The organism is Chryseobacterium sp. BIGb0232, assembly GCF_024810195.1.
Lineage (GTDB): Bacteria > Bacteroidota > Bacteroidia > Flavobacteriales > Weeksellaceae > Chryseobacterium > Chryseobacterium pennae.
This window is the reverse complement of sequence record NZ_JANUEH010000009.1, coordinates 21,215-44,976: the sequence shown is the minus strand read 5'-3', so window position 1 is coordinate 44,976 and position 23,762 is coordinate 21,215. Positions and strand designations below refer to the sequence as shown.

General features: G+C 36.0%; 21 protein-coding genes. 7 read left to right on the top strand and 14 right to left on the bottom strand.

The window, feature by feature from the left end:
* Positions 1-33 precede the first annotated feature (33 nt).
* The 8 genes from M2372_RS18180 to M2372_RS18145 form a co-directional block, all read right to left on the bottom strand.
* Positions 34-2,145: a TonB-dependent receptor gene (locus tag M2372_RS18180; RefSeq protein ID WP_123320605.1), complete on the bottom strand. Its 2,112-nt coding sequence runs from the start codon at positions 2,143-2,145 to the stop codon at positions 34-36.
* Positions 2,145-3,344, bottom strand: coding sequence for a PepSY domain-containing protein (locus M2372_RS18175; RefSeq protein ID WP_123320160.1), 1,200 nt, complete (start codon positions 3,342-3,344; stop codon positions 2,145-2,147). The genes M2372_RS18180 and M2372_RS18175 overlap by 1 nt, the downstream gene beginning before the upstream one ends.
* A gap of 40 nt (positions 3,345-3,384) precedes the next feature.
* Entirely contained in the window at positions 3,385-5,613 is a 2,229-nt protein-coding gene (locus tag M2372_RS18170; RefSeq protein ID WP_123320159.1) for a TonB-dependent siderophore receptor, read from the bottom strand.
* A 12-nt stretch (positions 5,614-5,625) separates the two neighbouring features.
* The gene (locus M2372_RS18165; RefSeq protein WP_185018866.1) at positions 5,626-5,790 is read right to left on the bottom strand and encodes a hypothetical protein; all 165 of its coding nucleotides are present in this window, start codon (positions 5,788-5,790) and stop codon (positions 5,626-5,628) included.
* Positions 5,787-6,920, bottom strand: a complete 1,134-nt coding sequence (locus M2372_RS18160; protein ID WP_123320158.1) for a PepSY domain-containing protein — start codon at positions 6,918-6,920, stop codon at positions 5,787-5,789. The genes M2372_RS18165 and M2372_RS18160 overlap by 4 nt, the downstream gene beginning before the upstream one ends.
* Positions 6,921-7,074: 154 nt before the next feature.
* Entirely contained in the window at positions 7,075-10,149 is a 3,075-nt protein-coding gene (secA, locus tag M2372_RS18155) for a preprotein translocase subunit SecA (protein ID WP_123320157.1), read from the bottom strand.
* 119 nt (positions 10,150-10,268) lie between these two features.
* Entirely contained in the window at positions 10,269-10,490 is a 222-nt protein-coding gene (locus M2372_RS18150) for a DUF2795 domain-containing protein (protein ID WP_002662059.1), read from the bottom strand.
* 136 nt (positions 10,491-10,626) lie between these two features.
* Positions 10,627-11,655 (bottom strand): GDP-mannose 4,6-dehydratase, encoded by a 1,029-nt coding sequence (locus M2372_RS18145; protein ID WP_123320156.1) that lies wholly within the window; start codon positions 11,653-11,655, stop codon positions 10,627-10,629.
* 90 nt (positions 11,656-11,745) lie between these two features.
* Here M2372_RS18145 and M2372_RS18140 point away from each other — a divergent pair, with 90 nt between their 5' ends.
* Together M2372_RS18140 and M2372_RS18135 are read left to right on the top strand one after the other, a co-directional pair.
* Positions 11,746-12,543: a DUF2797 domain-containing protein gene (locus tag M2372_RS18140; protein WP_123320155.1), complete on the top strand. Its 798-nt coding sequence runs from the start codon at positions 11,746-11,748 to the stop codon at positions 12,541-12,543.
* A 33-nt stretch (positions 12,544-12,576) separates the two neighbouring features.
* On the top strand, positions 12,577-15,234 hold the full coding sequence (locus M2372_RS18135; RefSeq protein WP_123320154.1) for a hypothetical protein: 2,658 nt from the start codon (positions 12,577-12,579) through the stop codon (positions 15,232-15,234).
* Positions 15,235-15,355: 121 nt separating this feature from the next.
* Here M2372_RS18135 and M2372_RS18130 read toward each other — a convergent pair whose 3' ends face one another.
* A complete protein-coding gene (locus tag M2372_RS18130; protein WP_123320153.1) occupies positions 15,356-15,706 on the bottom strand; it encodes a hypothetical protein in 351 nt (116 codons plus the stop codon).
* Between the two features lie 174 nt (positions 15,707-15,880).
* On the opposite strand from M2372_RS18130, the gene M2372_RS18125 reads away from it, so the two are divergent.
* Both M2372_RS18125 and M2372_RS18120 read left to right on the top strand, forming a co-directional pair.
* Positions 15,881-16,075: a hypothetical protein gene (locus tag M2372_RS18125; protein WP_066691102.1), complete on the top strand. Its 195-nt coding sequence runs from the start codon at positions 15,881-15,883 to the stop codon at positions 16,073-16,075.
* Between the two features lie 121 nt (positions 16,076-16,196).
* Positions 16,197-17,243, top strand: a complete 1,047-nt coding sequence (locus M2372_RS18120) for a PA0069 family radical SAM protein (protein ID WP_123320152.1) — start codon at positions 16,197-16,199, stop codon at positions 17,241-17,243.
* A gap of 38 nt (positions 17,244-17,281) precedes the next feature.
* Here M2372_RS18120 and M2372_RS18115 read toward each other — a convergent pair whose 3' ends face one another.
* From M2372_RS18115 to M2372_RS18105, 3 genes are all read right to left on the bottom strand, one after another.
* Positions 17,282-17,452 carry a bacteriocin-like protein gene (locus tag M2372_RS18115; protein WP_185018865.1) on the bottom strand — a complete coding sequence of 57 codons (171 nt, stop codon included), beginning with the start codon at positions 17,450-17,452 and terminating at the stop codon, positions 17,282-17,284.
* A gap of 146 nt (positions 17,453-17,598) precedes the next feature.
* A complete protein-coding gene (locus tag M2372_RS18110) occupies positions 17,599-17,760 on the bottom strand; it encodes a bacteriocin-like protein (RefSeq protein ID WP_165852255.1) in 162 nt (53 codons plus the stop codon).
* A gap of 117 nt (positions 17,761-17,877) precedes the next feature.
* Positions 17,878-18,828, bottom strand: a complete 951-nt coding sequence (locus tag M2372_RS18105) for an isopenicillin N synthase family oxygenase (RefSeq protein ID WP_115972030.1) — start codon at positions 18,826-18,828, stop codon at positions 17,878-17,880.
* 84 nt (positions 18,829-18,912) lie between these two features.
* On the opposite strand from M2372_RS18105, the gene menD reads away from it, so the two are divergent.
* Positions 18,913-20,589 carry a 2-succinyl-5-enolpyruvyl-6-hydroxy-3-cyclohexene-1-carboxylic-acid synthase gene (gene menD, locus M2372_RS18100; protein ID WP_123320151.1) on the top strand — a complete coding sequence of 559 codons (1,677 nt, stop codon included), beginning with the start codon at positions 18,913-18,915 and terminating at the stop codon, positions 20,587-20,589.
* Here the strand turns inward: menD and M2372_RS18095 are convergent.
* Both M2372_RS18095 and M2372_RS18090 read right to left on the bottom strand, forming a co-directional pair.
* Positions 20,586-21,212: an aminotransferase class IV gene (locus tag M2372_RS18095; protein ID WP_115972028.1), complete on the bottom strand. Its 627-nt coding sequence runs from the start codon at positions 21,210-21,212 to the stop codon at positions 20,586-20,588. The two genes, menD and M2372_RS18095, sit on opposite strands and share 4 nt — an antisense overlap.
* Positions 21,196-22,173, bottom strand: a complete 978-nt coding sequence (locus tag M2372_RS18090) for an aminodeoxychorismate synthase component I (protein ID WP_123320150.1) — start codon at positions 22,171-22,173, stop codon at positions 21,196-21,198. The genes M2372_RS18095 and M2372_RS18090 overlap by 17 nt, the downstream gene beginning before the upstream one ends.
* A 44-nt stretch (positions 22,174-22,217) precedes the next feature.
* Here M2372_RS18090 and M2372_RS18085 point away from each other — a divergent pair, with 44 nt between their 5' ends.
* On the top strand, positions 22,218-22,943 hold the full coding sequence (locus tag M2372_RS18085) for a hypothetical protein (protein ID WP_123320149.1): 726 nt from the start codon (positions 22,218-22,220) through the stop codon (positions 22,941-22,943).
* A 72-nt stretch (positions 22,944-23,015) separates the two neighbouring features.
* Positions 23,016-23,753 (top strand): beta-carotene 15,15'-monooxygenase, encoded by a 738-nt coding sequence (locus M2372_RS18080; protein ID WP_123320148.1) that lies wholly within the window; start codon positions 23,016-23,018, stop codon positions 23,751-23,753.
* Positions 23,754-23,762: the final 9 nt, after the last annotated feature.

Sequence of the window (23,762 nt, the reverse complement as noted above, 5' to 3'; positions counted from 1 at the left end):
ACAAAGATAGTCTTTACTTTTTATTTAGATTAATTAAAATTTGTATTCAAGGATCAGAGTTCCTCTCGTTCCCGGAGCATTCACAAATTCGCTATCTCTTGCTGACCACCATGCAATTGATGGCTGATACAGTTTGTTGAAAAAGTTTTCAATTCCCACTGACAGTTTCCAGTTTTTATTGATTTCACTGCCTATCTTTAGATTGAAGACTGTATAATCAGGAACAAATCCTTCTCCGTATGTGTATTGTTTATTCGCCCCAAGTTCAAATCTGTTCTGTTGAAAAGAGTGAAGCATATCAATACCAATGAAAGCTTGTGGAATTGGTTTCACCTGTACATAAGCAAGGACTTTAGGTGCAGAAATTCTGCTGTTATTGATTTTAGCTGAATAATTTCCATTATCATCAGGAGAAGTAATTCCTTCCATCCAGCTATAGCTTCCTCCGAACTGAAGCCATTTAAGAGGGGTGAAGTGTAGGAAACCTTCCACTCCATAAATAATTTCCGGTGCTCTTTTAATTGTTAAGGCTCTGTCTGCGCTCTGAACAAAAGTGGCCCCAAGCTTAGAGGTACTCACATAAGAGGTTAATTCATAATTCATCCAGCTTGAAACCTGTCCTGTAGCTCCCAGTTCGTAATTGTTTACGATAATAGGTTTTGTTTCAAGGTTTTTAATGGTCTCAGACGTTGAGGTTCTCAGAATTCTACCCAATTCATTGATAGAGTAGGCCTGTGAGAAACTTCCGAAAAGGTTGATGTAAGGTTCAATATTGTAGCGTAATCCAATATTTCCTACCAGTGCATTATAACTTAATTTTCCTCCTGCTACCGGAATACTAGGTGTAAATGTTCCATTGTTTTTAATAACAGAAAGTGTGTTGAAATCATCTACATTTACTTTGATATTTTCATATCGAAGCCCTCCTTTGATAGTTAATTTTTTAAACAGATCGATTTTTGCCAATAAGAAAGGGGCTATATTGGTCATATTCATGTTTGGAGTCCAGAAACGGCCATCTTCAAGTTTCTGTACCGTTTCATCGTTCAGGATATCAGCTCCGTAGATGATTTCTCCCTGCGAGTTTTGAGTATTCCAAAGCTGGGTATCAAGATTAAATCTTGCGCCTGCTTTTTTAGAAAGAACATTAGACTGTCCACCGTTGAAAAAGGTATCACTGTATCCATATACAGTTTTAAAATCCTGATAATAAAGGTTCACATTCAATGCTGTCCCCTTAAACAGGTTTTTATTATCATAACTTACCCTAATGTTATGATTTCTTGGTGTTCCCTGTGGTGTGGTTTCCAAGCTTTTTCCCTGTCCTTCACCAATGGTAGGCTCAACACCATATATTCCTGTATGTAATCCCAGGTTCAGGTTTGATTTTGAAGAATATCCGATATAAGAGGCTTCAATTCTTTGGTTTTCATTAATGTCATATCCTAACTTCAACATTCCGTTGTAGTTATCCATTTTTGCAGTGCTGTATGTTGGACTTAAATAGACTCTGTTGGCATCTTTCATGTAACCTGTTCTTTCGTAGGCCAGGGAAAGAGTATAGTCAAATTTATTGATCTTTCCGGATAGAAGCTGGCTGGCTCTCACTCCTAAAGTCCCTCCTGAACGTTGCCCCGTGAAGCCAATCTGTGAAATCCCGGAAATAGTTTTATCGGTTTTATTTCTTTTTGTAATATAATTGATGATACCACCGTCTGCGCCGTTTCCATAGATTGAAGAAGCTCCTTTAATGACTTCAACTCTTTCAATGGCTGAGGGATCAATCACTCTTAGATCTCTTGCTCCGTTTCGAAGGGGAGTAGATTGAGGAATTCCGTCTATTAAGACTAGCACCTGGCGGCCTCTTAATGTCTGGCCGGTGTTGGAAGTCTGGCCGGAATTTGTTCCTAAACTGGGAACGGTGTATTGCAGAATGCTCGTAATATCGGAATTAACTGTCAATTGAGACTGAATTTGCTTTTCTCCAACCACTGTGATCGAGCTGGGAACCTCTTTAATGCTCTCCTTTTTTCTGGAAGCCGTCATCACAACCTCATCCACATTTTGGGTTTGTAAAGTATCTTTTACCTGTCCAAAAACGATAGTAGTTCCCAGACTGGCAGCTGATAAAATTGCTTTTTTCATTATATTTTCTTTCCTTGTTTCTTTCTTTTCCCCCACCAGACCAAAAATCCGGTAACAGGGAGTGAGGTGCAGATAAGACCTGCGATAAACCAGATGATTTTTCCAAACAGTCCGAAATAAGATCCGGTGTGGACATCATAATTGGCATTCGCATATTTTTCTGCGGCTTTTAGTTTGTGATGAGGTTTATTGGCTAGTAGTTTTCCTGAATATTTATCGAAAGTAAGAAGGTTTCTTTCACTGAATCTTCCATCCTGACCATACACGGTGACCGGAAGATTTTTGAGCTCCTTTCCTTTTTTGTTTTTTCCATTTAAGGTAATTCTGAAACTGGATGATCCTGCATATAGTTTTTCGGTTTGTAAGGCTGTTATATCAAAAATATCAGACCTCTTTGCCATCAATGAGTCCGGGGATTTGATTTCCTTTTCTTTTGGCTGCTCCCAATAACCGGATATGGCAAGGTTAAAAGTATTTTTTACATAAGGATAGGCAAAGTAAATCCCTGTTACACTCATTATTAAGGCAATGAATGAGGCATAGAATCCCAATACATTGTGTATGTCATAGTTTTTGCGTTTCCAGTTTTTTACATTTTTCCAGTTGAACCAGAAACGTCCTTTTCTGGCATTTTTATTTTTCGGCCACCATAAAATGATTCCTGTAATCAGCATAATGATAAAAAGAACAGTTGGAATTCCTATAGTGTACGGTCCCCATTCTGAGTTGAGAAGAAGCCCCCAGTGGATATACTTCAAAATATTGAATACATCATACTTTTCATTGTAAACAGCAAGAATTTTTCCGGTATACTGATTGACATAAACCTGCTTATTGATGAGAACCTGTTGAAAATAATTCCATCCCTTCTTACTCTTATCATAGTATAAAAAACGATAGGATTTACTTTTATCCAAAGAGATTTCAACTGAGCTTACAGGATATTTCTCGTTAAGCTCCAGACTTACTTTCTCACGAAGAATCTCGATGGATAAGGGTTTTTTATTGATCTCATTCGGTTTTACATAGATGGCTTCTTTACGAAGACTATTTTGTACTTCATCCTTAAAAATGTACAAAGTCCCTGTAAGAGAGACTATGAATACAATGATACCAACTGACAAACCAAACCACAAATGCAGTTTGGCAGACCATTTTTTTGAAGGAGCTTTCTTTGTATGGTGATGCTTTTTTTTCATAGCAAAAAGTTAACCCCGCGAGGGGCTAACCTTTGATTTTTTAAAATTTATAAGTGAAGCTTCCCAAGGCATTGATAAGTGTCTGAGGGTTTGCTGTTGTAAATCCTACCCAGTAATGCTGGTTGGTGAAATTATCAACTTTTACACCGATTCTGAACTTTTTGGTATCATAGAAAGCACTTGCGTTGAGTACCAAATAGCTCGGAAGGATAAAAACATCTTTTCCTCCTATAATATTTTTATTTGCATCCAGAATATTATTATTCAAAATTGCATTAGCATTAGCATAGTTTCCTCCTAGACCAAAACCAAAACCTTTTAAGCTTCCGTCAAGAATCTGGTAGCTTGCATAAATGCTTGCTAGCCATGGTGAGCCTGCAGTCCCAGGTCGTCTTCCTTTTGTTGCTGCATCAGATTCTATATACTTTGAATCATTGTAGCTAACACCTCCTACTAATGATAATCCCTTTAACAGGTAGGCATTTACTTCTAATTCCACCCCTTCACTTTTCAGCTTACCGGCTTGGGTTTGAAGAGCATTAATCCCTGAATATCCTGTGGTAACTAAAGAATTTTTTACCCTGATATTGTAATAGCTTAATGTTGCACTTACTCTTCCTTTGAAAATGTTCCCTTTAAAACCACCTTCAAACTGGTTAGCTCTTTCTGGGTCGGATAAAACAGGATCTGCTCCGGCATCTGTAAATATGTAACCATTACTTTTGAAGCTGTTCTGATAGTTCCCGAAAACAGAAAATTTATCTTTTATAATCTGATAGGTTACACCAAACTTTGGTGAGAATGCTGACTGATTGTATGGCTTTATATCATTTATCCATAGTTTTCCGCCCTTGAAATCATTGCTTTCATATCGAACGGAAGCCATAATATTTAATCCTGTGATTGGAGTAAATACGTTGGAAATATAACCGCTGTATGTATTCTGATCATCTATCTGATCATACATACTTTTAGGTAAATTTTGGTATGCCTGATCTAGTGTATCAGAATTGAAGGTCCCAGCATAATCATAACCATTGGTCGGCACATCAGGTTTTAAAAAGCCTTGTGTAAAATATACATAATGTAATCTGTTTTTGATCTTCATAAAATCAAAACCAACTACAGTTCTGTTACGCATTTCATTGCCAAATTTATAGTCGAAATTAAAATTCTGCTGAATCTGGAAATATGTTTTTTTACTGTTATCTGTAGACTGATCCGCTCTTTGTACATATAAGTTATTGTCTGACGGATTTACAGTAACAGCAAAATAAGGGTTGTAACCGTTTGAAAAAGTATAAGCAGTGCTTACATTTGTTGAAGATCTGATATGTTTATCAATCTGATAATTAATTTGGCCTAAAATATTTCTTACTTTTGACGTAGTGTAAAGACCTTTTCCTGTATATGATTGTTTGTAATCCAGTCCTAATTTTTCAAGATCTTTCATATTGTCAACGTTGGTATATGGATCTCCTTGATAACCTGGATTCTTTTTGAGATAGAAGAATGACTGTTCAGGATTTGCTCTTGTATCAAACATTTCATAATCCAGACTTAGGCTCAGCTTATCATTGACTTTATATAGTAATGAAGGGGCAAAAGCGGTATATGAATTTTTAGCGTCTGTTTTCTGGAAAGTTCCACTGTTTGTATATGCCGTATTTAAACGGAACATTAATTTCTTATCGTTCGTTATGGGGGTGTTAATATCCGCTTGTGCTCTGTAGTAATTATAACTTCCACCAATTAATGAAATATTTCCTTCGAATTTATCATGCGGTTTTTTGGTAACCCTGTTAATGACCCCTCCGTAAGAAGTTACATTACTCCCAAATAATGTTCCGGATGGTCCTTTTAGAACTTCAAGTTTTTCTACATTTACAGCATCAATAGAAGTTGTAACCGGTGCAACCAGACCATTTCTTAAAGAGTTGTTGGATGTAAAACCTCTTAAAGAAATATAAGCGCCACCATCTCCGGCTCTGTTTGTAGCACTCCACATTTTCTGAATACCTGTTACATTTCTGTAAGCATCATCCACCGAATATATCATTTGATTTTCAAAAAATATTTTATCTACGGTTGAATAAGACTGTGGGTTTTCAATTGCCTTTAAAGGCATTTTATTAGTATACTCCGAATCTTTTTTAAGGATAGAATTGATGATAACCTCTTCTATATTTTTAGCATTGATGCTATCCTTTTTCTGTGCCAAAGCAAAGACCCCTGATAGGGTAGCTAAGCTTAAAATTAATTTCTTCATTCAGTAGTAAGTTTATTTTAAGTAGTGTTTAATAATCAAAAATAAAGGGATAGAAAGTGTTAGCCATCCTAATATATCCCATAGACCATCACCAAGTAATGCTGCGATTAATCCAAACATAGATAAAAGAGCGAGTAGGATAGGCGTTCCCCAAAGTTTTAGAAAGCTGTTTTTCATTTTCTGGAATCTTTAGGAGTGAATACTATCTTTTGCTGTTTTTCAGCCTTTCTTCGTGCAATCCATAAATAAAGACCTGTAATGAGCACAAGAATTGTAAAAACATCAAAAACGGTCCATACAACTTTCAGTATCATACCTCCATAATTTCCAAAATGTAGAGGTTCTGAAATAAATAATGCATTCACGTACCATGGCATATCTCTGGAATCTGTTACAGTTCCGGTTTTGGCATCTATTAGTACAGGTTTTAAAAGTTTTGAAGTAAGTTCAGTATTTCCACGCATAAAAACTGCGTAATGGTGTTTGCTTGTAAAATCAGTACCTGGGTAAGCAATTATAGATACTTTCATATCTTTAATTGTACTTTCTGCTGCTTTCTTTGCATCTTCTAATGAACTGAAATTCCCAGTCAAAGGTTTCTGATTCTTATAAGGAGCGGTCATTTCTGCCAGTTGACCTTGTTGCCAAAGTCCTACAATTACATCAGAAAGAGTGTTGATTATACCTGTAAATCCTACGACAACCATCCAAGCCGTAATGGCTATTCCTAATAAGTTGTGGGTATCCAGCCATTTAAGTCTCTTGGATTTGTTTTTGCGAACCATTCCAAAGTCATACTTTTTCATAATAGGCCCATAGAGAACGATTCCCGAAACAATGGAGATCATGAAAAGCATTCCCATTAACCCTAAAAAAAGTTTCCCTGGTATGCCGAGAAACATATCGGTATGGAGTTTTAAAATGATATTCATTAAACCGTCTGTTCTGGGAGCTCCTAAAACTTCGCCGGTGTATTCATTCAAAACTAAATATTTACTTTTTTCGTAGGGAGCGTTGGGTTGGTCAACAATATCAAAAAGAACTTTGTTTTTTTCATTTTCGTCCCAGAAGACAAATCTTGCCTTCTCTCCCGGGTATTTGGACTCAGCAATTTTTACAAGTTTATCTAAGCTCAGTTTTTCATGATTTTGAGCTAAGGCTTCTTTGTTGTCTTCTAAAAGATGTTCAATTTCTTCATGAAAGATCAACGGTAAACCTGTTACACAGAGATACAGTAGAAAAACGGTACAGATAAGGCTTGTCCATTTATGCCAATTAAACCAGCGTTTAGCAGTTTTTAGCTTCATGAAGCAGTCAATATTTTTTGCAAATATATTGTTTTTAACTATTCTAAATAAATAATAATATTGATATTTGTCATAAAATTATTATACAATCAATAACAAAAAACCGCTCCGGCCAATGCCAGAGCGGTTTTTTAATAATATTGTTATTTATTTCTTATGCAGGAATTTCTCCTTTGTATAAGAATGAAATAATTTCTTTGTTCAATTTCTCTATCATTTCACTGAATAAGTGGAAAGATTCCTGTTTGTAAATCACAAGTGGATCTTTCTGCTCATAAACAGCTCCCTGAGAAGATCTTCTTAAATCATCCATCTCACGAAGGTGAAGTTTCCAGTTCTCATCAATAATAGATAAAGTGATGTTCTTTTCAAAATCATTGATTAAGCTTTCACACTGAGTATCATAAGCTTCTTTAAGATCAGCTACAATCGTCATTGTTTTGTGTCCGTCTGTGAAAGGAACCTGGATCATTTTAAACATTGAACCTTGGTTTTGGTAAACATTCTCAATAATTGGGAATGATTTCTCTTTCAATAAGTTCAGTTTCATTGCGTAGTCTTCCTGAGCCGCTTTGAATAAGATATTGGTAAGATCCGGAATGGTTTTATTATTAAAATCATTTGGAGAAACCGGAGATTCCATCGTAAATGTTTTAATGATTTCGTATTCAAAATCTTTATAATTTCCTGTAGCCTTTCCTTTCGCAACGATAGAATTTGCTACATCAAAAATCATGTTTGTGATGTCATATTTCAAGTGATCCCCGAATAGAGCATTCTTTCTTCTCTTGTAGATAACGTCACGTTGTTTGTTCATTACGTCATCATACTCAAGAAGTCTCTTTCTTGTTCCGAAGTTGTTCTCTTCCACTTTTTTCTGAGCCCTTTCGATAGACTTACTGATCATAGAGTGCTGAATAACTTCACCCTCTTTATGACCCATTCTGTCCATCATTTTAGCAATTCTCTCAGAACCGAACAAACGCATTAAGTTATCTTCAAGAGATACATAGAACTGAGAACTTCCGGGGTCTCCCTGACGTCCCGCTCTACCTCTTAACTGTCTGTCAACACGTCTTGAATCGTGTCTTTCTGTTCCGATAATGGCTAAACCTCCGGCTTCTTTTACTTCTTTAGAAAGCTTGATATCCGTACCACGACCAGCCATGTTGGTTGCAATTGTTACAACTCCCGGTTGTCCTGCACCAGCCACAATTTCCGCTTCTTTCTTGTGAAGTTTCGCGTTCAGTACCTGGTGTGGAATTTTTCTTAATTGAAGTGCCTTTGATAATAATTGAGAGATTTCAACAGAAGTTGTACCTACCAAGACAGGTCTTCTTGCTGCTGTTAATTTTTCAATTTCTTCAATTACGGCATTATATTTTTCTCTGTTAGTTTTGAAAACTAAATCTTGTTTATCATCTCTTAAAATCACACGGTTGGTAGGAATTACCACTACGTCTAATTTGTAGATCTCCCAAAGTTCTCCAGCTTCAGTTTCAGCAGTACCCGTCATCCCTGCAAGTTTGTTGTACATACGGAAATAGTTCTGAAGGGTAACCGTTGCAAAAGTTTGAGTAGCAGCCTCAATCTTTACATTCTCTTTAGCTTCGATCGCCTGGTGAAGACCGTCAGAATAACGTCTTCCTTCCATGATACGACCAGTTTGCTCGTCAACGATTTTTACCTCACCATCAATTACTACATACTCATCATCCTTTTCAAATAATGTGTACGCCTTCAATAGCTGGCTCATCGTGTGAACTCTTTCAGATTTTTCAGCAAAATCACCGAAAAGTCTTTCTTTAGCTTCGAATTCTTCTTCTTTTGTCAGATTTTTAGCCTCTACTTCAGCGATTTCTGTTCCGATATCCGGAAGTACGAAGAAGTTGGGATCAGAATTTCCCTGAGACATGTATTCAACACCCTTATCTGTAAGGTCTACCTGATTGTTCTTTTCCTCGATTACGAAGTAAAGATCTTTATCTACAATCGGCATATCACGGTTGTTGTCCTGCATGTATTGTCCTTCAACCTTCTGAAGTAATGCTCTGTTCCCGCTTTCTGATAAGAATTTGATTAATTGTCTGTTTTTAGGAAGGCCTCTGTATGCCTGAAGCAATTTGAATCCTCCTTCTTTAGTGTTTCCTGCTGTGATTAATTTTTTCGCTTCATTGAAGATGGCAGAAACTGTTTTTTTCTGAACTTCAACGATTCTGTCGATAGAAGGCTTAAGAACATCGAATTCCTGTCTGTCTCCCTGAGGAACCGGACCTGAAATAATCAACGGTGTTCTTGCATCATCTACCAATACAGAGTCTACCTCATCCACAATGGCAAAGTTCAATTCTCTTTGTACCAATTCTGAAGGTGAGGTTACCATGTTATCTCTCAGATAATCGAAACCGAATTCATTGTTGGTTCCATAAGTAATATCTGAACCGTATGCTTTTCTTCTTCCGTCTGAGTTTGGCTGGTGGTTATCGATACAATCGATAGACATTCCATGGAACTGATATAATGGTCCCATCCAAGCGGAGTCCCTTTTAGCAAGGTAGTCATTCACGGTTACCACGTGAACTCCTCTTTCCGGAAGTGAATTTAAGTAAATAGGTAATGTTCCTACCAAAGTTTTACCTTCACCGGTTGCCATTTCGGCAATTTTACCACTGTGAAGAATAATACCTCCGATAAACTGAACATCATAGTGGACCATATCCCAAACTACTGGAGTTCCGGCAGCGTCCCATGAGTTTTTCCAAACAGCTTGGTCTCCCTGAATTTCAACAAAATCTTTCCCTGCAGCAGCCAGTTCTCTATCCCAATCACTTGCTGTTACACGAATTTCTCCGTTCTGTGCCCATCTTCTTGCCGTTTCTTTGATCAATGCAAAAGCTTCCGGAAGAACATGGATAAGAACTTTCTCTTCAATTTCGTATGATTCTTTCTTTAAAGACTCAATTTTTGAGAAAAGAGCTTCTTTTTCATCAACGTTTGTTGAAGTCTTTATCTGCTCTTTAATCTGTTCTATTTGAGCTGTGATCTTGCTGGTAGCATCTTTAATACTTGCTTTAAACTCAGCAGTTTTTTGTCTCAGTCCATCATCCGACAATTGTTGGATGTTAGGCTCTACAGCCTTGATTTTTGTTACAACTTTTTTTACTTCTTTTAGGTCCTGCGCTTTTTTGTCTCCCAAAAACCCTTTAAGAACTTTGTTTAAAAAACTCATAAATTTTTTGCTTTATGCTTAATGCAAGATGCTTTAAGCGTTTTACACGCTAAGCGTGTAGTTAATATATAAAAAGGGCAAAAAAGCTCTAAGCACACAGCCTAAAGCTTATCGCTTTATTAATATTCGTCCTCGTTCCAAAGGAAATCCTCGTCTGTTGGATAGTCGCTCCAAACTTCCTCGATAGATTCATATATTTCTCCTTCGTCCTCAATAGCCTGAAGGTTTTCTACTACTTCCATAGGTGCACCAGTTCTGATTGCGTAGTCAATAAGCTCTGCTTTTGTCATTGGCCAAGGTGCGTCACTTAGATAGGAAGCTAATTCTAATGTCCAGTACATAATTTTCTAATTTTTTGCAAAAGTATAAAAATAGGTTGTATAATAAACTTTTTTATACTTGATTTTCAATTCTTTTTATAATTTTTTCTTATAAATGTCTGTCATCAACTGCATGGCAGGTATGTCAGTAATTTACTTATTGTCGTTTTCTCAAAAACCATTCCACAAATTTTTTTATGCCATTTTGGAAGTTTGTGTCAGGTTTATATCCTATTAAAGCCTTTGCTTTGGTAATGTCGGCATTGGTTTTTGTGACATCTCCGGGTTGCATTGGCAGAATTTTTCTGAAAGCTGTCATATTCAGGGTCTTTTCTATAGTGGCTACCATTTCCTTTAAAGTGATTACCTGGTTTTCTCCTAAATTAAGAATTTCATACACATTGGAATTGTTTTCCAGATATAAAACGGATTTGGTAATTCCGTCAATAATGTCATCAATATAAGTATAATCTCTGGCAGTAGTGCCGTCCCCATAGAAAGGAATTTCTACGCCTTCGGAAATAAGTTTTGTAAATTTATGGATGGCAAGGTCAGGACGCTGTCTTGGGCCATAAACGGTAAAGAATCTAAGCTGGATCATATCAATATGATAAAGATGATGATAGACGTGTCCCAGAATTTCTCCACACTTCTTAGTCGCTGCATAAGGAGAAATAGGATTGTCCACATTGTCTGTTTCAGCAAAAGGGACTTTTTCATTATTTCCATAAACGCTTGATGAAGAAGCGCAAATGAATTTTTTAATATTAAAATCTCTACACAATTCCCAAAGATTCATAGTCCCCCGGACATTTACTTCTTCGTATTCCAAAGGTCTTTCAATAGAGGGGCGAACACCTGCCAATGCTGCCAGATGAATCACCATATCAATAGAGTGGTTTCTGAAAATGTTTTCAAGGCCCTCTTTATCTCTGATATCCTGATAGTAAAGGGAATAGTGATCAGAATGGGAAAGTGAAGCCAGATGTTGAATATCAGCCTCTTTATCAGAGAATTCAAAATCCGAAATTTTGTCGATAGACTCTAAAGTATTTTTAATTTTTATCTGATAGCTGTAAAAATCATCAAAATTGTCAACGTTTATGACAGAATGTCCATTTCTTAATAATCGTTCGACTAAATGGGAGCCAATAAAGCCGCTGCCGCCTGTTATAAGATAAATCATCAGTGGTTTTTTATGAATACAAAAATATAAATTTTACTATTTGAAAAATATAATCATTAAATTTACTTAAAAAAGTAATATAAATATAATATGCAGTTTCAAGGGCAAATTTTAAAAATGATAAGCTACGATGCCAAACCCGTCCAATATTATCTGAATCTTTCAGGAGATCTGATCCATGTTAATGAGTTGTTTGGGAAGGAATTGAGCATTAAACATGTAGGGTTTCAATGTGTAAACTGTGGCGAAAATAAACCTATTTATAGAATGGGGTTCTGTAAAAACTGTTTTTTTGAAAGCCCGTATGCCAGTGACACAATCATTCGCCCGGAGCTTTCGACAGCCCATTTAGGAGTGGCAGAACGTAATTTGGAAATTGAAAAAGAAATTCAGCTTCAGCCTCACACCGTCTATCTGGCATATACAGGAGGTGTAAAAGTAGGAGTGACCAGAAATACCCAGATTCCTACAAGATGGATCGATCAGGGTGCTACTTTTGCGTTGCCTATCGCAAGAACTGAAAACCGTTATGAAGCCGGAATGATTGAAGTTGCTTTAAAAGAGCACTTAGCAGATAAAACAAACTGGAGAAAGATGCTTCAGGATGATTTTGAAGGTGAGGTCGATCTTGCAGATTTCAGACAAAAGATTAAAGAACATTTTCCTGCGGATTTCCAGAAGTTCTACAGTGAAGGTGAAGAGCTATGGAGATTTGATTATCCATTTGAGAAACCTGAGAAAGTAACTTCATTTACATTAGATAAAAAACCGGAATTTACCGGAAAGCTTACCGGTGTAAAAGGACAGTATCTGGGGTTTGAAGGCGGGAATTTTATAAATGTAAGAGGACATGAAGGATACGTAATAGAGCTGGAAATCAAAAATTAATTTTATTAAAAAAATCTTCAACCAAATCACAATATGAAAAAATGGGTTAAAAGACTACTAATCAGTTTCGGAATTCTGGCAGGACTACTTCTTGCGGCGAATTTCGGACTGAATTTCTGGCTTAAAACCCAACTTCCTGAATACATTAAAAAAAATACAGACTATAAGGTTTCCTATAAAAGTTTGGATGTGGATCTTAGTACGGGAAATATTCTGGTAACAGGAATCTCAGTTAATAGTAAAGATCCCCAAAACACGAATGTTATTGGTATTCAGGGGACTATAGATACATTAAAGGTCAGTCGTTTTGGAATCTATGATGCCATTTTTAATAAAACAATAAACTCTTCCGATTTGTTGTTGGCAAAACCTAATCTTAATGTCATTTTAGCAAAACCTGTTGACCAGAAAACAGAAAAAAAAAGAAAACCGTTCTTATTTGAGAATATCAGAATCAATGAAGGGAAGGTGGCTGTTTTTAAGCATAGTAAACAGAAATTTTTATCCGTAGAGCAGCTTGATTTGTCCGTAGAAAATCTACAGATGACTGAAGAGTCTGTAGAAGATAAGCTTCCTGTTGTTTTTGACCGATACAGCATTAAAGGACGAAATTTCTTTTTCAGACCGGATAATGTATACGCTATTACGATTCATTCCATCAATACAACAAATGGACAAATGTCGGTTGAAAGCTTTAAGCTGATTCCGCTGATGTCTTTTACTCAGTTTAAAAATTTTTATCCTCAAAAAACTCAGCTTTTCGAATTCACTATTCCAAAAATGGAATTTAAAGATGTGGTCTTAAATAAAAATAAAGTTTCTCTTGCGGGTGCGGATTTTCAAAGTCCCGTTTTTACAGTCTATAATACCGGTGTAAAAAATGCTAAAAAGGAAAAGAAGAAATCTAATTTTGAGGTTAATCTGGAGAATATAAAGCTTAAAAATGCTGTGGCTCAGATTAATAAGTCTGATGGAAGCAGGCTTTTATCTGGCGAAAACCTGAATATGAATATCAATCAATTGGTGTTCAATAAGAGTACTTCAGAACAGGTGATTCCGATTGGATATAAAGATTTTACATTCTCCGGAAAGAATATTGTGTATGCGGATCATCAGAATATGGCCATTGGAAGTATCGCTTTAAAACCGACTAACGGAGAAATCCGAGATCTTTCATTGACCCCAGGGCCTCAGCCCAATGGGAAAACGACGGTGGATTTGAAAACCAGGCATATTGCTTTTAATATAAATAAACTGGAATTTATTAATAAAAAGCTGAATCTTGATCTGAAAGATGTTCTCGTTGAAAGCGCTAACGGAATTATAAAGGCAGGAGAAAATAAACCCAAGAAGAGTACAAACCCAGGAATCATACAGTCTGTTATCGTAAGAAAAGTATCTTTAAAGAACTCAAATCTTACTTATGATAAAGGAAAAGAACCACTGGTATTTCATGATCTGAATGCTACTGTGAACGGGATCGAAATAGGCCCGAAAGCAAATAATCAAGGACTTTCTTTTAATGTAAAAGATTATTTTCTGACCACCCGTAATTTTGCTTATAAAACTCAGTTTTATAATATCAGTCTGGGACTTTTAAAGCTGAATAAGAATAAAGTCCAGATCAATAATTTTGCGATGAAGCCTCTCGTTTCGAGAAATCAGTTTATCAAAATGATCCCTGTAGAAAGAGATCTGTATGATTTAAAGATGGGTCAGATCTCTGCTGAAGGAAATTGGGATCTGTTTTCAAATCATAAATTCATTAATGCCTCACATGTTTTGATCCAGTCTGCGGATGCTAATATTTTCAGAAGTAAAATACCTAAGGACGATCCGAAAATAAAAGCATTGTATTCCAAAATGCTTCGGTCTATTAAAATTCCTATGAATATCAACACTCTGGATCTGAAGAACTCAGTTTTGGTATATGAAGAAGATACTCCGGAAAGTATGGGACCTGGGAAGCTTATATTCAGTAATTTTAATATGAACGTTAAAAATCTGAATTCTGCTAAGGCAAAAGGAAAACCTACCAAGGTAGATATTAAGATTAATTGTTCTTTTATGAATCTTTCACCCCTGTCTGTAAACTGGGGCTTTGATGTAGCAGATCAGCATGATGCATTTGCCATTTCCGGGAAGACATCGAACCTTCCGGTGAGTGGTATCAATCCGTTTATCCGGCCTTATCTGCATGTAACAGCTACTGCAGGAACTATTCAGGAAATGCTATTCAATTTTAAAGGAAATCCTGCAGGACTGCACGGAACATTTAATTTAAAGCACAAAGACCTGAAGATTGCTGTCCTGAACAAAAATAACCATGAGAAGAAAGGCTTTTTAACAGCCGTTGCGAATGTTTTCTTGAAATCAAATTCTGGGAATTATCCGGAAGCAGTAACGGTGGAAAATGTGGAACGTGATCCTACGAAGTCCTTCTTTAACCTTTTCTGGAAGGGAATTGAACAAGGGCTTAAAAAGACTCTTATTGGAAAGAATGTAGAAAAAACAGAACAAAAAGTAAAGAATGCTGTTTCTTCAGTGAAGGAAATGAAGCAGTCTGTAAAGGATATTAAAGAGGATATAAAACAGAAAAAAAATACACCTCAACCTCCGGAAGAAAAAAAAGAGAAGAAGGGCTTTTTAAATGGTATTTTTAAAAAGAAAGATAATTCTGAGGAGAAATAATTTTTTAAACCATTGAGGGGTAATATAATAAAGAACTGATCGTACCAATAGAGACGAAATCAATTTTATATTAATTAAAATAGCCTTAATGGTTTAAAAAATTAATATTGGGTGGATGGGGCTAAAAATTGAACTCATCACTTTCCAAAACAGGAATATTTCTCAGGAATTCATCAAACTTTTCACCAGGATAATTGCTGTCCGCTCCATAAGAATCGATAATCATTCCGCGGTTTCCGGCACTATCCTTTATAACGTACAATACGGCATTATCATCAGGATTGCTGTCTCCTTCGAAACGGTAAGTCTTTATAATAATCAATTCAGTAGGCTGATAAATTTTTTCAGAGTTTTCAAACTTCATTTCACAGCTTTCGTTCATTCTGAACTCCCTTTGGATTCCTCTCTCAGAGAGCTTTTGCATGACTTGGCTCAGGGTGGTCATTTGGTCGATGTTTTCTGGATTTTCCATAATACTATTTTTGTTGATAAGTACAATAATTAAACCATTGCTTTTCTAAAGATAAGAAAAATAATGGATTATAATTTTCTTAAAAACAGAGCTTAATGTTAACAAAATTTATAATTTACAAAGATGAAATAGGTATACTTTTTGCAATACCCAAAACAATAAATCAAAGAAAATATGAAAAAAGAGGTTGGAGTTTTACTGGCAGGAGGAGTTGGTCTTTTGGCAGTATTAAGCTTAATAAGTATCAAAAAAATATTGACTAAAAAAGATAAAAAATATAGTGATTCCTATTCGGATTATCACAGACACTTTGATGAAAAGAACCACGACGATGAAACACACGGAGTGGAATTTTACGCGCTGAAGTAGTAAAAAAATATATTAAATTATGTTTAAATCCAACGCTTTTGAAAGTGTTGGATTTTTTGTGGAAAACTTTAATGTTAAAGTTCATTATTTTATAAAAAATCCATTCTAATTTTACATCAGAATGTCAAACGAAAATTTCATAAAAGGTCAGGGAGCTCAGCGGAACGTTATCAACCGTTTCGACAGGTATACTTATGAACCTGAACCTGAAGATTTCGAAACCGTGAAGACTTCTTTTACTGAAGTGTTTCCAAAAACTATTGTGAATCAGGTAAAAAGCGAGGATCTCCCTATGGAATATTCCATGAATCCTTATCAGGGATGTGAGCATGGCTGTTCCTATTGTTTTGCCAGACCTACCCATGAATACTGGGGCTATAGCGCCGGAATTGATTTTGAGAGAAAGATCATGGTGAAGAAAAATGCCCCTGAATTGCTGGAGAAATTTTTTCAAAAAAGAGGCTATAAAGCAGCTCCTATTTTGCTCTCCGGAAACACCGATTGCTATCAGCCTGCTGAAAGGCAATTTGAAATCACCAGAAAGCTCCTGCAGGTTTGTCTTGATTACAGACATCCTGTCAATATTCTGACAAAAAATGCATTGGTATTGAGAGATCTGGATATTTTAAAACCGATGGCGGAGCAGAATCTTGTTTCTGTTTCTCTAAGTATTCCAACCATTAATGAAGAGCTGAGACGAAAAATGGAGCCAAGGACAAGTTCTGCCCCAAATAAATTAAAAGCAATTGAAATCCTGTCCGAAAATAAGATCCCTGTTCATGTTATGGTAGCGCCTATTATTCCTGGGCTGAACAGTGATGAGCCTTTAAATATTTTAAAGTCAATTTCTGATGCAGGAGCATTGGGATTTGGGTATACTTTAGTTCGTTTGAATGATACGGTGGAACCCGTTTTTGTTAATTGGATTGAAACTCATTTCCCGGACCGGGCGCAGAAAGTCCTGAACCTGATCCGCTCTATGCGTGGCGGAAAGCTGGGAGATAAAAGATATTTTGAAAGGCAGAGAGGAGAGGGGAATATTGCAGAAATGATTCATACGACCTTTAAAATAGGGCGGAAAAAGTTTTTTGAAGGCAAAGAGTTCCCCAAATTATCAACAGCCAATTTTACCGGAACAAAAGATCAGCAGCTGAGACTGTTTGATTAAATATATAAAAAAATGCTCCCAAAGGAGCATTTTTGTTTTTAGTAAATAATAGGCTGTTCTCCATCAGGGCAGATGAATTCTAACCTGCATAGCGCTTTATACTGTATTCCGTCACTACACACATAAAAACATTCTCCATTATAAGGGAAGCTTATTCCTCCGGAAATGGTTTTTAATTTGCCTTTACTTAATTTTTTTAAATTTTTCATATAATTTGATTTTGGTTTAAATAAAGATATAAAAATTTACTTAAGTATTTGTTTTTGAGTTTTTTATTTCCTTGTTGTTACTGGATGCTTAACAATAAGAATACCGTTTCAAGAGAAACGGTATCATTACATTTTGATAGTGAATCTTACATTTCCTCAGTGGTAACTGGGCATTTAAAATCATCAGTACAGGCTGCACAAATGATAGTACCGCTACAATAATACATGCAATATTCAATAACGGGAACATTAGCTCCTCCGGAAATACCTTTCAATTGGTCTTTTCTTAGTTTTTTTAAATTTTTCATATATATTTAATTAAAAATTTGATAGTAATGTAAAGTTATATAAAATATTTTTAATCAATAATAAAAAATCGGCTGCCTCAAAATGAGACAGCCGACTTCTTTATCGCTATATAATTGTTATTTCTTAATCAAGCCTAATTCTATCAGTCTTTCATGTAAGAATTCTCCTGCTGTAGTGTCTTCGTATAACTTTGGATTGTTTTCGTCTACACAGTTGTCAAGAGCATTTAATGACATGGCACTGATAGGGTGCATAAAGAAAGGAATTGAAAATCTTGAAGTGCTCCATAATTCTCTTGGTGGGTTTACCACTCTGTGAATTGTAGATTTCAGTTTGTTATTGGTATGTCTAGATAACATATCTCCAACGTTGATCATCAGTTCGTCCGGCTCTGCAATCGCATCGATCCATTCTCCGTTGTGGTTCTGAACCTGAAGGCCTTTCCCCTGTGCTCCCATTAAAAGAGTGATAAGGTTGATGTCACCATGGGCAGCTGCTCTTACAGCATCATCCGGTTCTTCAGTGATTGGTGGATAGTGAATAGGTCTTAAGATGGAGTTTCCTTCAGCGATTTTATCGTCAAAATAGAACTCATCTAGGCCAAGGTGCAATGATAATGCTCTTAGAACATACTGTCCTGTTTTTTCAAGCATTTGGAAGGCTTCTTTACCCACCTCGTTGAATTTCGGAAGTTCATCAACGATTACATTGTCTGGATACTCTGCTTTGTATTTTGAATCATCAGACAGATACTGTCCAAAGTGCCAAAACTCTTTTAAGTCTCCTTTTTTGAAACCTTTTGCAGTTTCTTTACCGAATCCTACATACCCTCTCTGGCCACCAATTCCTGGAATCTCATACTTCTGTTTCGTTTCCACTGGTTGGTCAAAAAAGTTTTTTACCTCTCCATATAAATCTTCTACAAGGTTGTCATCAAGAAAGTGGCCTTTTAGGGCTACAAAACCAATTTCTTCATAAGCTTTTCCGATTTCATTTACAAATTTCTGTTTGCGTTCCGGGTTACCCGAAAGGAAATCACGCAGGTCTACACTAGGTATTTTATCCATTTTTAGAAATTTACGAATAGCAAAATTACATTTTTTTTAAATTAAATGATTTTAAAATCATTATTTATAAGTTAAATTTGCTGTATGAAAAAATATTCTTCTAAGAGAAGTATCCAAATACTTGCACATCTTCTTCAGCAGTACGGCATTGCAGACGTTGTCATTTCTCCGGGATCAAGGAATGCTCCTTTAGCGATTCATTTTTCAGAAATAGATAATTTCAACTGTTACAGTATTGTAGATGAGAGAAGTGCTGCCTTTGTGGCGATGGGTATGGCTAAGAGTGAGAAAAAACCAGTAGCCATTACTTGTACCAGCGGATCAGCAGTGGTTAATTATTATCCTGCGGTTACAGAAGCTTTTTACCAGAATATTCCGCTGTTGGTGTTAACAGCTGACAGGCCAACGGATTTTATTGATATTTTTGATGGGCAGACCATCAGGCAGAAGGATGTTTTTCATCAGCATTCTTACGGAGACTTCCAATTGCTGGAAGACAGTAAGGAGAATGCAGAAGATATTAATTTTGATACTATTAAAAAGGCGATTGAGCTTTGCTTTGAAAAGCAGGGTCCAGTACATATCAATATTCCTTTGGAGGAGCCATTATATGAACTGGTATCGGAGCTTCCAACTTTCCCGACGGTTGAAAAGACCATCAAACATAAAGATTACGAGATTCCATCCAATCTGATTGCAGAATGGCATACCTCCCAAAGAATTATGTTGTTGGTGGGAACAAGGGATTACAGTCCGGAATTGGAGAATCAATTAACGCAACTGGTTAAAAATCATTCTGTTGTTGTGCTAAGTGAAGCGAATTCCAACCTTTATCATGAGAAGTTTTTCAGACATATAGACCGTTACATCTTTAATTTTACGGAAGAAGACTATAAAACCTATGCTCCGGATCTGTTGATCACTGTAGGACAGAATGTAGTTTCCAAAAAAGTAAAACAATTCCTAAGGAGTGCAAGACCAAAACAGCACTGGCATCTGGATGAGGTTTGGCAGCCGGACACTTATTTCTCATTGACAGAGAAAATAGAGGTGAAACCGGAAGTATTCTTTTCTAAATTATTAAAGTTCATTAATCTGGAACCAAGACCTTATTTCAATCTTTGGGATGTGCTGAGAGATAAAAAAGATGCCAAGCACCAACAGTTTTTAAACACCGTTGAGTTCTCTGATTTCTATTTTTTCAATAAAGCATCACAGACAGTTCCTGAAAACTATAATATCCATTTTACAAACTCTTCGGCAATTAGATATGCACAGCTGTTCGATTTCGGTAAAAGAAAAATGTACTGTAACAGAGGAACCAGTGGAATTGATGGCTCAACATCTACGGCAATGGGATTTGCAATTAAAAATGCCAATCCTACTTTATTGATTACCGGTGATTTAAGTTTCTTTTATGACATCAATGGGCTTTGGAACCAATATATTCCTCCTTTTGTGCGCATTATGATCTTTAATAACGGAGAAGGGAATATCTTTAAAATCATTCCTGGACCCGGAAATGCCAATCCAAATACGTTGGATGAATTTATTGCCACTAAGCACCGTAAAAATGCAGAACATTTGGCTAAACATTTTGGATTCTCCTATATTAAAGTGGAGGATGAACTGACATTGGATCGGGTATTAGAGAATTTCTTCAAACCTGATGCACAGCCGAAAATCCTGGAAGTGAATACTTACGGGAAAAACAGTGCAGATGTGCAGAAAGCTTACTTTAATTTTATGAAAGAAAACTAAAGATCAAGATATTCTTCATTCCCAGGCAGATTCATAATTCTGTCGATGGGATAGATAAACATATCATCAAAATCATTTAAGGCATTGATGAGTTGAAAGTGGCTGAATTGCTTTATATTTTGTAAGGTAATTTCAGCCTCTTTTATTTTTTTATGTTTTAAGAGATGCTGTCTTTGTACCCCATTCAAAAGGAAAGAATTAGGAGTGAACCAGTCTTTACCTTTCAAAAATAGAAGGTTGGAAAAAGAAGTATCTGTGATATGATTATTCCTAACGATAATGATCTCTTCAGCTTTGGATTTCATTTTCATTTTATCTAGCTCCTTACGGTCTTCAAATTTGAAAGAGTAATCATAGCTGTTGTTTTCCACCAGCTGGAAATCCTGAATTTCAGGAATAGCATAAGGGATCATTTGGGTTCGGATCCTTTTATCGAGATCGTAAGAGATTCTCAACTTGAAAAGTCCGTCTTCATCATGCTCCAGGTTTTTGTAGATCTTAGCAAGGTCAATAGACTCTTCTTTCCCAAAGTGGGAAAATGTTTGATTGACACGTTTTTGATGGAGTTCCAACAGGTAAATCTTCTGATCTTCTACCTTAATGCTTTCAATGAATTGGGACATAGATTTTATTTTTCATTTCCTGATATTCGTCTTCTAATTTACTCATGTGCGTTATACCGCCTCCGCTTTTGAAATAGAGTTTATCACCTTCTTTTTCAATAAAACGTATCATCACGCAACTGTCGACATTTTTACCGTCAAACCAGCCGCAAACTCCTGTGTAGTATCCTCTGTCATATCCTTCTGCTTCCAGAATGATTTCCAGTGTTTTGGGTTTTGGTGCCCCCAAAATAGATCCTGCAGGAAGAAGTTTCTGCATAGTGCTTCCTACTTTTCCGTCAAACTCGGGTTTCAATATTCCTGAAATTTCAGAACTCATGGCATACAAGTCTTTTTGCCGGGTTTTAATGAAATCAATATGCTGAAACTGGTCTACCCCTACATCATCTGCTACCATGCTGAGGTCATTTCGGAGTAAATCTACTACCGTATAATGTTCTGCTTTTTCCTTTCGGTCATTCTTAAGGATTTCTGCCGCATTTTCTATGGAGGCGTCAATAGTACCTTTCATAGGATAAGTCAGGATTTTTCCGTCAATGATCTTCACAAAAGTTTCAGGAGAAAAAAATACAAAAAAATCTTTATAAAAAACCTTGTACTTTGCATCCGAGTGATAAAAAATTTCTTCAAGGCTTAAATTGGTCTCAATTTCAGTTTTTCGGGTGTAATTTACCAAATAGGAATTTCCGAGACGAATATTTTTCTGAACTTTATCAAAACCTGTTTTAAAGCTTTCCAGAGCCTCCGGAAAGGATTTCCATTCTATTTTTTCATCTAATATAGGGGTCTTTTTTGTGTTTGAAAACGTTTGAAAATCAATCAGTAAGCCTGATTTTTCAATTTCATTTTCCCGGTAGATTTCAACATTCTCCGAAAGAAAATCGATAACAAAGAAATAGGGAACTTTCTGAAGAGAAAGCTCGTCCATTTCCATAAATTTTTGATGATTCACTGAAAACATTCGGCAAAAATAATTATTGATGTTTACTTTTGCATAAAAATTTTATGATGCAGAGCAAATATCCTCAGAAACCAGGACTTGAATTTATATTGAAGCAGGCTTTTTTTTACTGGAATAAGACACTGGTTTTTCAGCTGATGTTTTCAATGATCTTTTTTGGAATATTCCTTACCTCTCTGTTTTTCTTTGGAGAGAAATACGGAATATGGGAACAAAATCAGGTATTGGCAAAAGCGTTGAATGAAGGGACAAAAGCTTATATGGAAAAAATTGCAGAATTAAGCGCTACTGAGGGATATCAGATGTTTACCCTTGCCATCTGGGCAACGACCGCATTTCTTTACCCTTTGAACCTTGGAATGTTTCAGATCTTCAGAAAAATCGACCTTAATGAGAAAATTGAGCTGGGAGATTTGTTTGTTGGGTATAACGGAATTAATTTTTTTAAATATCTTGGGTATTATCTCTTCTGGTTCATGATCTACAGGCTTACTATTCCTACAGTTCTTCTGGCAGTAATATGGGTTGCAGTGACGATATTTGTAGCTCCATTGATGTTTTTTACAAATAAAAGGATATTTGAAGCCATTTCTTTAAACTTTAAAGCACTCAAAATGTATTTTGTAGAAATTATGGTGTGTATTTTCGTTGCTCTTTTATTTAAATATCTTGGATTCAGCTTGTTTTTAATAGGGGGGCTTTTCACATTTCCTTTCTGGAATGCCATGATCTATTCATTATATAAAACAGTATTTTCAGAGAAAAGTTAAAATTCAACTGTGTTTAATATGTTTTTTTATCAAAAAAAGTTAAATTTGATAAAATCATTAAATATTTAAACTATGTCTGAATTTAACGAATTTGACCAGCAAGGTTCTGTCCCGAATAGGGAAACCGGGTCTATCATTTCGCATGCCTTTGAAATGTATAAGGGCATTTTTGGTTACGCCGTTGTTGCCATGATCATCTATATTGTTGGAGGAATGGTCATCCAAAGTGTTACCGGTTTCAATTCTGCAGCGATAATGGATGAAATGAGATCTTCAGGTGATTATGGGAATTTTAGATATTGGGAGACTCCTGGGTTCTCAATGTATATGACATTTTCCAGCCTTTTTTTATTATTACTGACCCCTCTGTATGTAGGGCTGATCTATATGGTAAATAAATTTAACACCAAAAACCCGATTGAGTTTTCAGACCTGTTTATTGGATACCGTCAGAATTTTGTTAATATATTGATCTACGGTTTTATTTCAGGACTCATTTCTTCGGTCGCGCTGGGACTTTGCTTTATTCCTTTTATTTTCGTTTATCCTTTTCTTTTATTAGGATATCCGATCCTGTTGTTTGAAAATGGATCTGCTATAGATGCCTTAAGTAAATCATTTAATATTGCAAAAGAGAATTACGGAACATTTTTAGGAGTGAGCTTTCTGGGGATGCTGATCTCTGTGGCAGGAGTTGTCTTATGTGGAATTGGTCTTATTTTAACGGCTCCGTTCATCATGATCGTGATGTATTCTGCTTATTGTGCCTTTATTGGAAAGCCAAGGCAGATTACATACACTAAACAATAAAGATAAAAT

What these genes read in the sequence shown, in the direction of transcription:
- secA (WP_123320157.1), bottom strand. Translation starts at nt 10,149, where the DNA reads ATGAGTTTTTTAAACAAAGTTCTTAAAGGGTTTTTGGGAGACAAAAAA.
- M2372_RS18125 (WP_066691102.1), top strand. Translation starts at nt 15,881, where the DNA reads ATGAAAAAAGAGGTTGGAGTTTTACTGGCAGGAGGAGTTGGTCTTTTG.
- M2372_RS18180 (WP_123320605.1), bottom strand. Translation starts at nt 2,145, where the DNA reads ATGAAAAAAGCAATTTTATCAGCTGCCAGTCTGGGAACTACTATCGTT.
- M2372_RS18170 (WP_123320159.1), bottom strand. Translation starts at nt 5,613, where the DNA reads ATGAAGAAATTAATTTTAAGCTTAGCTACCCTATCAGGGGTCTTTGCT.
- M2372_RS18145 (WP_123320156.1), bottom strand. Translation starts at nt 11,655, where the DNA reads ATGATTTATCTTATAACAGGCGGCAGCGGCTTTATTGGCTCCCATTTA.
- M2372_RS18150 (WP_002662059.1), bottom strand. Translation starts at nt 10,490, where the DNA reads ATGTACTGGACATTAGAATTAGCTTCCTATCTAAGTGACGCACCTTGG.
- M2372_RS18085 (WP_123320149.1), top strand. Translation starts at nt 22,218, where the DNA reads ATGATGCAGAGCAAATATCCTCAGAAACCAGGACTTGAATTTATATTG.
- M2372_RS18165 (WP_185018866.1), bottom strand. Translation starts at nt 5,790, where the DNA reads ATGAAAAACAGCTTTCTAAAACTTTGGGGAACGCCTATCCTACTCGCT.
- M2372_RS18090 (WP_123320150.1), bottom strand. Translation starts at nt 22,173, where the DNA reads ATGTTTTCAGTGAATCATCAAAAATTTATGGAAATGGACGAGCTTTCT.
- M2372_RS18110 (WP_165852255.1), bottom strand. Translation starts at nt 17,760, where the DNA reads ATGAAAAATTTAAAAAAACTAAGAAAAGACCAATTGAAAGGTATTTCC.
- M2372_RS18095 (WP_115972028.1), bottom strand. Translation starts at nt 21,212, where the DNA reads ATGTCCCAATTCATTGAAAGCATTAAGGTAGAAGATCAGAAGATTTAC.
- M2372_RS18130 (WP_123320153.1), bottom strand. Translation starts at nt 15,706, where the DNA reads ATGGAAAATCCAGAAAACATCGACCAAATGACCACCCTGAGCCAAGTC.
- M2372_RS18105 (WP_115972030.1), bottom strand. Translation starts at nt 18,828, where the DNA reads ATGGATAAAATACCTAGTGTAGACCTGCGTGATTTCCTTTCGGGTAAC.
- menD (WP_123320151.1), top strand. Translation starts at nt 18,913, where the DNA reads ATGAAAAAATATTCTTCTAAGAGAAGTATCCAAATACTTGCACATCTT.
- M2372_RS18175 (WP_123320160.1), bottom strand. Translation starts at nt 3,344, where the DNA reads ATGAAAAAAAAGCATCACCATACAAAGAAAGCTCCTTCAAAAAAATGG.
- M2372_RS18140 (WP_123320155.1), top strand. Translation starts at nt 11,746, where the DNA reads ATGCAGTTTCAAGGGCAAATTTTAAAAATGATAAGCTACGATGCCAAA.
- M2372_RS18080 (WP_123320148.1), top strand. Translation starts at nt 23,016, where the DNA reads ATGTCTGAATTTAACGAATTTGACCAGCAAGGTTCTGTCCCGAATAGG.
- M2372_RS18115 (WP_185018865.1), bottom strand. Translation starts at nt 17,452, where the DNA reads ATGAAAAATTTAAAAAAATTAAGTAAAGGCAAATTAAAAACCATTTCC.
- M2372_RS18160 (WP_123320158.1), bottom strand. Translation starts at nt 6,920, where the DNA reads ATGAAGCTAAAAACTGCTAAACGCTGGTTTAATTGGCATAAATGGACA.
- M2372_RS18120 (WP_123320152.1), top strand. Translation starts at nt 16,197, where the DNA reads ATGTCAAACGAAAATTTCATAAAAGGTCAGGGAGCTCAGCGGAACGTT.
- M2372_RS18135 (WP_123320154.1), top strand. Translation starts at nt 12,577, where the DNA reads ATGAAAAAATGGGTTAAAAGACTACTAATCAGTTTCGGAATTCTGGCA.